Origin of the sequence: Streptomyces sp. NPDC058240 (assembly GCF_042882135.1) — a bacterium.
Taxonomy (GTDB): domain Bacteria; phylum Actinomycetota; class Actinomycetes; order Streptomycetales; family Streptomycetaceae; genus Streptomyces.
This window is the reverse complement of record NZ_JBHVWT010000002.1, coordinates 225678-238221: the sequence shown is the minus strand read 5'-3', so window position 1 is coordinate 238221 and position 12544 is coordinate 225678. Positions and strand designations below refer to the sequence as shown.

General features: G+C 67.3%; 11 protein-coding genes. 6 read left to right on the top strand and 5 right to left on the bottom strand.

The window, feature by feature from the left end; all coding sequences use genetic code 11:
- Nucleotides 1–61: 61 nt before the first annotated feature.
- The 5 genes from ACFVX4_RS06335 to rpmH are packed head-to-tail and all read right to left on the bottom strand — an operon-like array spanning nt 62 to nt 2735.
- Complete coding sequence (locus ACFVX4_RS06335; RefSeq protein ID WP_124719874.1) at nt 62–571, bottom strand: R3H domain-containing nucleic acid-binding protein; 510 nt, start codon at nt 569–571, stop codon at nt 62–64.
- 14 nt (nt 572–585) lie between these two features.
- Nucleotides 586–1848, bottom strand: coding sequence for a membrane protein insertase YidC (gene yidC / locus ACFVX4_RS06330; RefSeq protein ID WP_389972489.1), 1263 nt, complete (start codon nt 1846–1848; stop codon nt 586–588).
- 3 nt (nt 1849–1851) lie between these two features.
- Nucleotides 1852–2211, bottom strand: a complete 360-nt coding sequence (yidD, locus tag ACFVX4_RS06325) for a membrane protein insertion efficiency factor YidD (RefSeq protein WP_389972487.1) — start codon at nt 2209–2211, stop codon at nt 1852–1854.
- On the bottom strand, nt 2208–2579 hold the full coding sequence (gene rnpA / locus ACFVX4_RS06320) for a ribonuclease P protein component (RefSeq protein ID WP_329820077.1): 372 nt from the start codon (nt 2577–2579) through the stop codon (nt 2208–2210). Before rnpA ends, yidD begins: the two co-directional genes overlap by 4 nt.
- 18 nt (nt 2580–2597) lie before the next feature.
- Nucleotides 2598–2735: a 50S ribosomal protein L34 gene (gene rpmH, locus ACFVX4_RS06315; RefSeq protein WP_030930485.1), complete on the bottom strand. Its 138-nt coding sequence runs from the start codon at nt 2733–2735 to the stop codon at nt 2598–2600.
- A 369-nt stretch (nt 2736–3104) separates the two neighbouring features.
- Here rpmH and dnaA point away from each other — a divergent pair, with 369 nt between their 5' ends.
- The 6 genes from dnaA (at nt 3105) to gyrB (ending at nt 12544) form a co-directional block, all read left to right on the top strand.
- Nucleotides 3105–4904, top strand: a complete 1800-nt coding sequence (gene dnaA / locus ACFVX4_RS06310) for a chromosomal replication initiator protein DnaA (RefSeq protein ID WP_389972485.1) — start codon at nt 3105–3107, stop codon at nt 4902–4904.
- A 1136-nt stretch (nt 4905–6040) separates the two neighbouring features.
- Nucleotides 6041–7171, top strand: a complete 1131-nt coding sequence (gene dnaN, locus ACFVX4_RS06305) for a DNA polymerase III subunit beta (protein ID WP_389972483.1) — start codon at nt 6041–6043, stop codon at nt 7169–7171.
- 155 nt (nt 7172–7326) lie between these two features.
- Nucleotides 7327–8205: a phosphogluconate dehydrogenase (NAD(+)-dependent, decarboxylating) gene (gene gnd / locus ACFVX4_RS06300; RefSeq protein WP_389972481.1), complete on the top strand. Its 879-nt coding sequence runs from the start codon at nt 7327–7329 to the stop codon at nt 8203–8205.
- A gap of 85 nt (nt 8206–8290) precedes the next feature.
- On the top strand, nt 8291–9421 hold the full coding sequence (gene recF / locus ACFVX4_RS06295; protein WP_389972479.1) for a DNA replication/repair protein RecF: 1131 nt from the start codon (nt 8291–8293) through the stop codon (nt 9419–9421).
- Complete coding sequence (locus ACFVX4_RS06290) at nt 9418–9990, top strand: DUF721 domain-containing protein (protein ID WP_389972477.1); 573 nt, start codon at nt 9418–9420, stop codon at nt 9988–9990. The genes recF and ACFVX4_RS06290 overlap by 4 nt, the downstream gene beginning before the upstream one ends.
- Nucleotides 9991–10438: 448 nt before the next feature.
- Nucleotides 10439–12544 (top strand): DNA topoisomerase (ATP-hydrolyzing) subunit B, encoded by a 2106-nt coding sequence (gene gyrB / locus ACFVX4_RS06285; protein WP_389972475.1) that lies wholly within the window; start codon nt 10439–10441, stop codon nt 12542–12544.

Here is a 12544-nt window from a genome sequence, read left to right as displayed (position 1 = left end):
TCAGGCTGACAAAGATCGGCCCCGCCTGCGAACAGACGGGGCCGACAGAACTAGGGTCCGGTCAGGCCGGGAGGACGACGACGAAGCGCTCCGGCTCCTCGCCCTCGGACTCGCTGCGCAGACCGGCGGCCGCGACCGCGTCGTGAACAACCTTGCGCTCGAACGGCGTCATCGGGTCCAGCTTCACCGGCTCACCGGTGCTCTTGACCTCATCCGCGGCCTTGGCACCCAGCTCGGCGAGCTCCGCCCGCTTCTTGGCCCGGAAGCCCGCGATGTCCAGCATCAGCCTGCTGCGGTCTCCGGTCTCCCGGTGAACAGCAAGCCGCGTCAGCTCCTGGAGCGCCTCCAGCACCTCACCGTCGCGGCCCACGAGCTTCTGCAGATCACGTGCCGAGTCGCTGATGATCGAGACCGCGGCCCGGTCCGCCTCGACATCCATGTCGATGTCGCCGTCCAGGTCGGCGATGTCGAGCAGACCCTCGAGGTAGTCCGCTGCGATCTCGCCCTCCTGCTCAAGGCGGGTCAAGGTGTCGCTGCCCTCAGCGGCCGTGGAGGTGGTGCCTTCCGTCACGGATGGACTCCTTCTTACTTCTTGGACGGGTGCTTGGGCCGCTGCGGACCCTTGCGCTGTCCGGACTTGGCTTGGCGTGAGGAGCCGGACGCGGGCTTGCCCGCCGGCTTGGACTTCTCGTCCTGCGATGCGTCCCGCTTCTGCAGGGAGGTCTTGGAACCCGACTCGGTGGAATCGGCGTCCTTGGCCCCTGCCTGCGTGGCACCGGTCTGACGCTGGGACTTGGTCTGGCGCTTGGGCTGCTGACGCCGCTGCGCGGCTCCGCCCTCGGCCTCGGAGACAGCGGTCTCGCCCTTGGTCACCGTGCCGTCCTCCTGGGCGACGAGACCCAGCTTGGCCAGCCCGGTGACGAACTTCCGCTCGATGTCATTGCGGTCCGGGCCCTTGGCCACGATCCGCTTGACGGTGTTGCGCCGGGTCCTGCCGCGAACCTCACCATGGGCGGTGACGCTCTTCAGCAGACGTCCCAGGTACTGGTCCTGCGCCTTGCTGCCCGGGGTCGGGTTCTGGTTGATCACGTACATCTGCTGACCCATGGTCCAGACGTTGGTGGTCAGCCAGTAGACAAGGACACCGACGGGGAAGTTGATGCCCATGCCGGCGAAGATCAGCGGGAAGATGTACATCAGCATCTTCTGCTGCTGCATGTACGGCGTCTTGACCGTCAGGTCGACGTTCTTCGTCATCAGCTGGCGCTGGGTGAAGAACTGCGACGCCGACATCATCACGATCATGACCGCGGTGACGACCCGGACATCGGCCAGAGAGGCGCCGAGAGCGCTGACCTCCGACGAACTGTTCATGAACTTGGCGGCGAGCGGAGCACCGAAGATGTGTGCCTGACGGGCGCTGTCGAGCAGCGACTGGTCGATGACACCGATCTTCTTGTTCGAGGCGATGGCCGACAGCACGTGATACAGGGCGAAGAAGAACGGTGACTGCGCCAGGATGGGAAGGCACGAGGAGAGCGGGTTGGTACCCGTCTCCTTGTACAGCTTCATCATCTCTTCGGACTGACGCTGCTTGTCGCTCTTGTAACGCTCCTGGATCGCCTTCATCTTCGGCTGGAGCACCTGCATGTTGCGGGTCGACTTGATCTGCTTCACGAAGAGCGGGATCAGGCAGATCCGGATCAGCACCACCAGGGACACGATGGACAGGCCCCAGGCCCAGCCCGTGTTGTCGCCGAAGATCGCCCCGTACAACTTGTGGAACTGGACGATGACCCATGAGACGGGCCAGGTGATAAAGCTGAACAGACTGGCAATCGTGTCCACTAATCAGGCTCCTTGAGCATTGGGCGAAGTCTCTGCGGCCTGACCCGGGGCTTCGGAAGCCGATCCCCGGACAGACGCATCAGCGGCGGAGTCCCCGCCCTTGCCACCGCGCATGGCATTACGCAGGAGTTCATGCCAACGCGGACGTTTGCGTGGTGGAACATGGTCCACGCCACCGGGTGACCACGGATTGCACCGCAGGATGCGCCAGGCCGTCAGCGCGGTTCCCTTGATCGCTCCGTGCCGGTCGATCGCCGTATATCCATAGTGGGAACACGACGGGTAGTAACGGCAGACAGGCCCGAGAAGTGGGCTGATCGTCCACTGATACAGCTTGATAAGAGCCAGCAGCGGGTACTTCATCGCGCGCCCCCTCCCAGCAGCCGCTGCAGAGCGGCGTCCAGGTCTCGGGCCAGCTGTTCATGGCCGGCGTCGCCCGCTCCGGGCAACGCTCGTACGACAACCAGGCTACCGGGGGGCAGCAGGGCAAGCCGTTCTCGGACCAGGTGGCGAAGCTTCCGCTTCACCGCTGTGCGTACAACCGCTCCACCCACGGCTTTGCTGACAACGAAACCCGCACGCGGCGGGGGAGCATTCTCCCCAGTCACGTGCGGGTCCGTTGCACCGCTGCGTAGATGAACGACGAGTAGCGGGCGGCCGGCCCGGCGTCCTCGACGTACTGCGGTCGCGAAGTCCTCGCGCCGCCTCAGCCGATTCTCGGTAGGCAGCACGTCATGACCTGTAGGCGATCAGGCGGACAGGTTGGCGCGACCCTTGCCACGGCGGGACGCGAGAATCGCGCGGCCGGCACGGGTGCGCATACGCAGCCGGAAGCCGTGGGTCTTCGCGCGACGACGGTTGTTCGGCTGGAAGGTGCGCTTGCTCACTAGGGGGCTCCAGAAATGACTCGTGTGTTGGCGGGACATCGCCTGGCTGTCACCGTGCGCCCACGAGAGACTCGCGTAAACGCTCTAGTGCACCGCTTCACAATCACAGATCGTGATCTTTGCCCATCGGAGGCAGGCGGCAGCAGCCATCGACAACTCGACCTGGTCACGGTACGCGCGGCTACGCCATCCGGTCAAACCGGCTCCGCGACACCCCCCACTGTGCACAGGCTGTGGACAACAACTTGAACCACGCGGGTCGCCCTGACTACCGTGGCTGAGTTCCGGTCTTTTCTTCCTGCCTGCCGGTCCCCACCCATCCCGTCCCGAGAACCACACATTCGTGGGACCAGCGAGAGAGCGTGCCCTGTGGCTGACGTACCTGCCGATCTTGCCGCAGTGTGGCCACGAGTGCTGGAGCATCTCCTCGGAGAGGGCCAACAGGGCATCGAGCCGAAGGACAAACAGTGGATCGAGCGCTGCCAGCCGCTCGCCCTGGTCGCGGACACCGCGCTGCTCGCCGTCCCCAATGAATGGGGCAAACGCGTCCTCGAAGGCCGGCTCGCGCCGCTCATCAGCGAGACGCTGAGCCGCGAATGCGGCCGCCCGATCCGCATCGCGATCACCGTCGACGACTCCGCGGGCGAGCCTCCGAGCCCTCCCGCGCCTCCGATGCACCAGTCCCAGCAGCACCGCTACCAGGGACCGCAGCACGACGAGCGGCAGCACAACGACGCGTACGACGGATACGGGCACCGGCCCTCCGACGACGGCATGCCGACCGCCCGGCCGGCCTACCCCGACTACCAGCAGCAGCGCCCCGACCCCGGCGCGTGGCCGCGCACCCAGGAGGACCTCTCCTGGCAGCAGCCCCGGCTCGGCGGATTCCAGGACCGCGAGGCTCCCGCGGAACAGTGGCGCGAGCCGTACGCCGGCGGCCGCCCCCAGCAGCCGCAGCACGACTACCGTCCGCAGCCGCCCGAACGCCAGGGTTACGAGCAGCAGCGCCCCGACCACCGCGACATGCAGGAGCCCCAACCGCAGCACCGGCAGGGCGGCGCCGGCACCGGACGGCCCGGCGGCATCTCCGGACCGATGGGCTCGCAGCCCGCTCCCACGCCCGGCCCCGGCGAACCGGCGGCCCGGCTGAATCCGAAGTACCTCTTCGACACCTTCGTCATCGGCGCGTCCAACCGGTTCGCGCACGCCGCGGCGGTCGCGGTCGCCGAAGCCCCCGCCAAGGCGTACAACCCGCTCTTCATCTACGGGGAGTCCGGGCTCGGCAAGACCCACCTGCTGCATGCGATCGGTCACTACGCCCGCAGCCTCTACCCGGGCACCCGGGTGCGGTACGTGAGCTCCGAGGAGTTCACCAACGAGTTCATCAACTCGATCCGCGACGGCAAGGGCGACACCTTCCGCAAGCGCTACCGGGATGTGGACATCCTGCTCGTCGACGACATCCAGTTCCTGGCGAGCAAGGAGTCGACGCAGGAGGAGTTCTTCCACACCTTCAATACGCTCCACAACGCCAACAAGCAGATCGTGCTGTCCTCCGACCGGCCGCCCAAGCAGCTGGTGACCCTGGAGGACCGGTTGCGGAACCGTTTCGAGTGGGGTCTGACCACCGACGTGCAGCCGCCGGAGCTGGAGACGCGGATCGCGATCCTCCGCAAGAAGGCGGTGCAGGAGCAGCTCAATGCCCCGCCGGAGGTGTTGGAGTTCATCGCCTCCCGTATCTCCCGGAACATCAGGGAGCTGGAGGGGGCGCTGATCCGGGTCACGGCCTTCGCCAGTCTCAACCGTCAGCCGGTGGACCTCGGGCTGACCGAGCACGTGCTGAAGGACCTGATCCCGGGTGGCGAGGACTCGGCTCCGGAGATCACGGCGACGGCCATCATGGCCTCGACCGCGGACTACTTCGGCCTCACGGTGGACGATCTCTGCGGAACCTCGCGCAGCCGTGTGCTGGTGACGGCCCGACAGATCGCCATGTACCTCTGCCGGGAGCTCACGGATCTCTCACTGCCCAAGATCGGTGCGCAGTTCGGCGGCCGCGACCATACGACGGTGATGCACGCCGACCGGAAGATCCGAGCACTGATGGCGGAACGGCGCTCCATCTACAACCAGGTCACCGAGCTCACCAACCGCATCAAGAACGGCTGACGGACCGCCGCACCTGCGCCGACGCCGGTCGGCACCCGGGTCGCCACGCACCTCGACAGCTGCTCCCGTACGCGCCGCAAGGGCGCCCGAAGATCCCTCACAGGGTCCCTCGGGCGCCCTTTTCGTTGCCTGGAAACCGCCCGGAGGGCGTCCTGAAAGCCGCCCGGAGGCCGTCCTGGAACCGCCCGGAAGCCGCACCGGAACCGCCCGGAAGCCGTCGGAAGGCCCTCGGAGACCGTCCGGAAGCCCCTCGGAGACCGCTCAAGGTCCCCTGGAGACCGCCCGAATGCCGTCCGAACGCCTCCCGGGGACCTCCCATCGCCCGCCCCGGACCCCGCTGCCAACGCTCCGACGCCACCGCGGTGTTCGAATACCTGCCGTCGGCCGTCCGTTCTCCACAGATCTGGGGAGTTTTCCCCCTCCACAGCCTGGGGATCCGGAAGTTGTCCATATTGCTTCCACAGGGCCGACTGCCGATACTCCATCAGGCCAGGTCAAGGGCCTGGGGATTTGTGGTCAACAATGATCCACAGCCTGTGGACAAACTATTCGTCCACAGGAGGCGGATGATGTTGTCCACCGGCGACCCACAGGTCGAGCCGTGTTGTCCCCAGCTCCCTGCTGCTTCTCCACACCTCTGTCCACTGTTCGGCAACAGGGCACCGCCTTTCACCGCGCCGAGTGAAAGGCGTCACACCAAGAGGGTCGGTTGGGCTGTGGGGAACCTGGGTAAAGCTGGGGACAGCCCTGGGGAGAAACCCCCCTGTCCTGTGCATCGGGTGTGCAGAACTTTCCTGTGTCCACAGAAGCGCCGTGTTGTCCACCGGTGCCACCCACAGGGTCGGTGGACAAAAAACCGGACTTGACCTGCGGAAACGACGTTATCCACGGTTTCCACAGGCCCTACTACTACTGCCACATAGAGTTAGCCCGGAATCCGCTTCGAAGTGGGGCCTGTGCACAACTCGGGGCCGGAGCGCTCCGAACCTCTTGTCGCGACTTGACCCCGAGCAGCACCGAGTGTCGGTGCCGTACGTCAGACTGGTCCCCGGCGTCCTTCCTGCCTCGTCGGCGGGAGACCCGATCAGACGACGAAGGCCAGCAGGGCGAGCGAGCAACAGCAGGAGGCGGTTCCGGTGAAGATCCGGGTGGAGCGCGATGTACTCGCGGAGGCTGTGGCCTGGGTGGCCCGTAGCCTCCCGGCCCGTCCGCCGGCGCCCGTTCTTGCGGGCCTTCTGCTGAAGGCTGAGGACGGGGTCCTCAGCTTCTCCAGCTTCGACTACGAGGTCTCGGCCCGGGTCTCGGTGGACGCCGAGGTCGAGGAGGACGGCACGGTGCTGGTCTCCGGCCGGCTGCTCGCCGACATCTGCCGCGCCCTTCCCAACCGCCCGGTGGAGATTTCCACAGACGGTGTACGGGCGACCGTGGTCTGCGGCTCCTCGCGATTCACACTCCACACCCTTCCTGTGGAGGAGTACCCGGCGCTTCCCGAGATGCCGACCGCGACGGGCACGGTCCCCGGCGAGGTCTTCGCCTCGGCCGCCGCCCAGGTCGCCATCGCCGCGGGCCGTGACGACACGCTGCCGGTGCTGACCGGTGTGCGGATCGAGATCGAGGGCGACATCGTCACCCTGGCCTCGACCGACCGCTACCGCTTCGCGGTCCGCGAGTTCCTCTGGAAGCCGGAGAACCCGGACGCCTCGGCCGTAGCCCTGGTGCCCGCCAAGACGCTGCTGGACACCGCCAAGGCCCTGACCAGCGGTGACACGGTGACCCTGGCGCTGTCCGGCTCGGGTGCCGGTGAAGGGCTGATCGGTTTCGAGGGCGCGGGCCGGCGGACGACCACGCGGCTGCTCGAAGGCGATCTGCCGAAGTACCGCACGCTCTTCCCCACGGAGTTCAACTCGGTGGCGGTCATCGAGACGGCGCCGTTCGTCGAGGCCGTCAAGCGTGTGGCTCTCGTCGCCGAGCGGAACACCCCGGTGCGGCTCAGCTTCGAGCAGGGCGTGCTGATCCTGGAGGCGGGTTCCAGCGACGACGCACAGGCTGTGGAGCGGGTCGACGCGGTGCTGGAGGGCGACGACATCTCGATCGCCTTCAACCCGACCTTCCTGCTGGACGGGCTGAGCGCGATCGACTCCCCGGTCGCCCAGCTCTCGTTCACGACGTCCACCAAGCCCGCGCTGCTCAGCGGCCGCCCGGCCGTGGATGCCGAGGCCGACGACGCGTACAAGTACCTGATCATGCCGGTCCGCCTCTCCGGCTGACCCGGTCGCAGGTCCGGTCATCGGTCCGGCCGTAGGTCCTGTCATGGCGGATCCCGACGGGCACGCTCGGCTCCGAGCATGCCCGTCGGTCCGTCCCCGGCCGGGCGTAGGCTCGTCCTTGGGTACGAATCGGCACAACGCTTAAGGAATCTCTGATGGAGCTCGGTCTCGTCGGCCTCGGCAAGATGGGCGGCAACATGCGCGAGCGCATCCGCCGCGCAGGCCACACCGTCATCGGTTACGACCGCAACCCGGACGTCTCCGATGTCCACAGCCTCGAAGAGCTTGTGGGCAAGCTGAAGGGTCCCCGGGTCGTCTGGGTGATGGTTCCGGCCGGCGCCCCGACCCAGGCCACGATCGACGAGCTCGCCGGTTTTCTCTCGCCCGGCGACATCGTCGTGGACGGCGGGAACTCCCGCTGGACCGATGACGAGAAGCACGCGGTCGAGCTGGGCATCAAGGGCATCGGCTTCGTGGACTGCGGCGTCTCCGGCGGCGTCTGGGGCCTGGAGAACGGCTACGCGCTGATGTACGGCGGCGACGCCGAGAACGTGGCGAAGGTCCAGCCGGTCTTCGACGCGCTGAAGCCCGAGGGCGACTTCGGTTCCGTGCACGCGGGCAAGGTCGGCGCCGGCCACTTCGCGAAGATGGTCCACAACGGCATCGAGTACGCCATGATGCAGGCCTACGCCGAGGGCTGGGAGCTCCTGGAGAAGGTCGACTCCGTCACCGATGTGCGCGAGGTCTTCCGCTCCTGGCAGGAGGGCACGGTCATCCGTTCCTGGCTGCTCGACCTGGCGGTCAACGCGCTGGACGACGACGAGCACCTCGACAAGCTCCGTGGCTACGCCGCCGACTCCGGTGAGGGCCGGTGGACGGTGGAGGCCGCGATCGACAACGCGGTGCCGCTGCCCGCGATCACCGCGTCGCTCTTCGCGCGTTTCGCCTCGCGCCAGGACGACTCCCCGCAGATGAAGATGATCGCCGCGCTGCGCAACCAGTTCGGTGGCCACGCGGTCGAGAACAAGAAGTAACCGCAACGGGAGGCGGGCCGGACCCAGGCGTCCGGTTCGCCCCACGAAGCACGGAGCAGGAAGCCGGGAAGGTCGGCGTACACCCATGCATGTCACGCATCTCTCGCTGGCCGACTTCCGCTCGTACGCCCGGGTCGAGGTACCTCTCGAGCCGGGCGTCACCGCTTTCGTGGGGGCCAATGGCCAGGGCAAGACGAATCTGGTGGAGGCGGTCGGCTATCTCGCGACGCTCGGCAGCCACCGGGTCTCCTCCGATGCGCCGCTGGTGCGGATGGGCGCGGACCGGGCTGTCGTCCGCGCCGCCGTGACACAGGGAGAGCGTTCGCAGCTGATCGAGCTGGAGCTCAATCCCGGCAAGGCCAATCGGGCTCGTATCAATAGATCGTCACAGGTCAGACCACGTGACGTGCTGGGGATAGTACGTACGGTGCTGTTCGCGCCGGAGGATCTGGCGCTGGTCAAGGGCGATCCCGGGGAGCGCCGGCGCTTCCTCGACGAGTTGATCACGGCTCGTTCGCCGCGGATGGCGGGTGTGCGCTCGGACTACGAGCGGGTGCTGAAGCAGCGCAACACGCTGCTGAAGTCGGCGGCGATGGCGCGTCGGCACGGCGGCAGGTCGATGGATCTGTCCACGCTCGACGTGTGGGACCAGCATCTGGGCCGGGTGGGTGCGGAGCTGCTGGCGCAGCGGCTGGATCTGATCGCGACCTTGCAGCCGCTGGCGGACAAGGCGTACGGGGATGTCGCGCCGGGCGGTGGCCCGGTGGCGTTGGAGTACCGCAGCTCGGTCGGGGCGGGTGTGGAGTCCGCCCGTACCCGTGAGGAGCTGTACGAGCAGCTGATCGCCGCCCTGGTGGATGTCCGCAAGCAGGAGATCGAGCGGGGGGTGACCCTGGTCGGTCCGCACCGTGACGATCTGCTGCTGGGGCTGCGGGGGATGCCGGCCAAGGGGTACGCGAGCCACGGTGAGTCCTGGTCGTACGCGTTGGCGCTGCGGCTGGCTTCGTACGATCTGCTGCGCAGCGAGGGCAATGAGCCGGTGCTGGTGCTGGACGACGTCTTCGCGGAACTGGACGCGCGGCGCCGTGAGCGGCTGGCGGAGCTGGTGGCTCCGGGTGAGCAGGTGCTGGTGACGGCTGCGGTGGACGACGATGTTCCGGGTGTGCTGGCGGGGACGCGGTACGCGGTATCCGCGGGTGAGGTGGAGCGGCTGTGAGCGGCCGTGGCGAGGGGCTCGGGGAGCCGTCGCGGGAGCGTTCCGGCGGGGGGAGGGCTCCGGAGCCCTCGGGCGTCGATCTGGCGCGGGTGGCGTTGCGCGCGGCCAAGGAGCAGGCGCGCGCGCGTGGTGCTGCCGCGCAGCAGAAGAAGCAGGCCAGGCGGGGTGGCGGGCTGCGTTCGGGGGCGCGGGCCGATGGGCGTGATCCGTTGCCGCTGGGTTCCGCGATCAACCGTCTGATCACCGAGCGCGGCTGGGAGACGCCTGCGGCGGTGGGCGGGGTGATGGGGCGCTGGCCGCAGATCGTCGGTGAAGATCTGGCCAATCATTGTGTGCCGCTGCGGTACGACGAGGATCCGGACGAGCGGGTGCTGACGGTGCAGTGCGACTCGACGGCGTGGGCGACGCAGCTGCGGTTGCTGGCGCCTCAGCTGGTGGCCCGGCTGAACGCGGATCTGGGGCAGGGCACGGTGCGGTTGATCAAGGTGCTGGGGCCCGGTGGTCCGCGGCGCAGGTTCGGTCCGCTGCGGGCGCCGGGGAGCACCGGTCCGGGCGATACCTACGGCTGACCTGGGCTTTTCTCTGTTTCGGAGCTGTTGCAGGGCTGTTGTCGTGTTGCTCCCTTGTCTTTTCTGGGCCCTGTGCGGGCCCCGTTCCCGGTTCGGATGCGGCTCTGCCGCGGTGCTGGGCTGTCTGTGCGGGGCGCTACCCGGCGGGTCCGTTTTGTGCGGGTATGCGGTGGTTGAAACCACGCGGTGAGAATGGGGCGTCCCTCACGGTAGCGGGAGCTTGACAGGCCGAAGCGCTCAAGGCCCGCGTGAGCCTCCTGAGAGCCCTTCCTGAATATGGGGAGTCGTCAGCCGCTCATTCAGGGCGGCACATGCGTACTCAGGTACCGGCAAACCCCCATTCATGTCAGCGCTACCGGTAGACTGGTGGACAATCCCGCATCCTTGCGGGAGTCGTCGATACAAGCCGAACGACGCAGCCGCTCCCCGTTTGCCCGGAGAACGGCCTGTGCTGTGCCAGAAAGGGCGCTTCGTGGCCGATTCCGGCAACCCCAACGAGAACATTCCGTCCACACCCGGTGAGAGCGCCGAGGCTGTCGCCGCGGGCGAGGCCGTGGGCACGGGCGAGGTCACGGCCTCGTACGACGCCAGCGCGATCACCGTCCTCGAGGGTCTGGACGCGGTCCGCAAGCGACCTGGCATGTACATCGGTTCGACCGGTGAGCGCGGCCTCCACCACCTCGTGCAAGAGGTCGTGGACAACTCGGTCGACGAGGCGATGGCCGGGCACGCGGACACGATCGACGTCACGATCCTCGTCGACGGCGGGGTCCGCGTGATCGACAACGGCCGCGGTATCCCGGTCGGCATCGTGCCGTCGGAGAAGAAGCCCGCGGTCGAGGTCGTGCTGACGGTGCTGCATGCCGGCGGCAAGTTCGGCGGCGGCGGTTACGCCGTCTCCGGTGGTCTGCACGGTGTCGGTGTCTCCGTGGTCAACGCGCTGTCGTCGCGGGTCTCGGTCGAGGTCCGGACGGACGGTTACCGCTGGACCCAGGACTACAAGCTCGGTGTGCCCACCGCTCCGTTGGCCCGCAACGAGGCCACCGACGAGACGGGGACGTCCGTCACCTTCTGGGCCGACGGGGACATCTTCGAGACGACCGAGTACTCCTTCGAGACCTTGTCGCGCCGCTTCCAGGAGATGGCGTTCCTCAACAAGGGCCTGACGATCAAGCTCACCGACGAGCGCGAGTCGGCGAAGGCGACGCTGGGCGCGGATGTTGCCGAGGTGGCCGAGGTCGCCGAGGCGGAGCAGGCCCGCACGGTCACGTACCACTACGAGGGCGGCATCGTCGACTTCGTGAAGTACCTCAACTCCCGCAAGGGCGATGTCATCCACCAGTCGGTGATCGACATCGAGGCCGAGGACAAGGAGCGTCTCCTCTCGGCCGAGATCGCCATGCAGTGGAACACGCAGTACAGCGAGGGGGTCTACTCCTTCGCGAACACGATCCACACGCATGAGGGCGGTACACACGAGGAAGGTTTCCGCGCCGCGCTGACCACGCTGGTCAACAAGTACGCGCGCGAGAAGAAGTTGCTGCGCGAGAAGGACGACAACCTCACGGGTGACGACATCCGCGAGGGTCTGACGGCGATCATCTCGGTGAAGCTGGGCGAGCCGCAGTTCGAGGGCCAGACGAAGACCAAGCTGGGCAACACCGAGGCGAAGACCTTCGTCCAGAAGGTCGTCCACGAGCAGCTCACGGACTGGTTCGACCGCAATCCGAACGAGGCGGCCGACATCATCCGCAAGGGCATCGCGGCGGCCACGGCCCGTGTCGCGGCCCGCAAGGCGCGTGACCTGACCCGTCGCAAGGGGCTCCTGGAGAGCGCCTCGCTGCCGGGCAAGCTCAGCGACTGCCAGTCCAACGACCCGACGAAGTGCGAGATCTTCATCGTCGAGGGTGACTCCGCCGGTGGTTCGGCGAAGTCCGGCCGTAATCCGATGTACCAGGCGATCCTGCCGATCCGCGGCAAGATCCTGAACGTCGAGAAGGCCCGGGTCGACAAGATCCTGCAGAACACCGAGGTCCAGGCGCTGATCTCGGCCTTCGGCACCGGGGTCCACGAGGACTTCGACATCGAGAAGCTGCGCTATCACAAGATCATCCTGATGGCGGACGCCGATGTCGACGGTCAGCACATCAACACCCTGCTGCTGACGTTCCTCTTCCGCTTCATGCGTCCGCTGGTCGAGGCCGGGCACGTGTATCTCTCCCGCCCGCCGCTCTACAAGATCAAGTGGGGCCGGGACGACTTCGAGTACGCGTACTCGGACCGGGAGCGCGACGCCCTGGTCGAGCTGGGCAAGCAGAACGGCAAGCGGATCAAGGAAGACTCGATCCAGCGCTTCAAGGGTCTCGGCGAGATGAACGCCGAGGAGCTGCGCGTCACCACGATGGACGTCGACCACCGGGTTCTCGGCCAGGTCACGCTGGACGACGCGGCGCAGGCCGACGACCTCTTCTCGGTGCTGATGGGCGAGGACGTCGAGGCGCGGCGCTCGTTCATCCAGCGCAACGCCAAGGACGTCCGCTTCCTCGACATCTGA

What these genes read in the sequence shown, in the direction of transcription:
- gnd (WP_389972481.1), top strand. Translation starts at nt 7,327, where the DNA reads ATGGAGCTCGGTCTCGTCGGCCTCGGCAAGATGGGCGGCAACATGCGC.
- yidD (WP_389972487.1), bottom strand. Translation starts at nt 2,211, where the DNA reads ATGAAGTACCCGCTGCTGGCTCTTATCAAGCTGTATCAGTGGACGATC.
- recF (WP_389972479.1), top strand. Translation starts at nt 8,291, where the DNA reads ATGCATGTCACGCATCTCTCGCTGGCCGACTTCCGCTCGTACGCCCGG.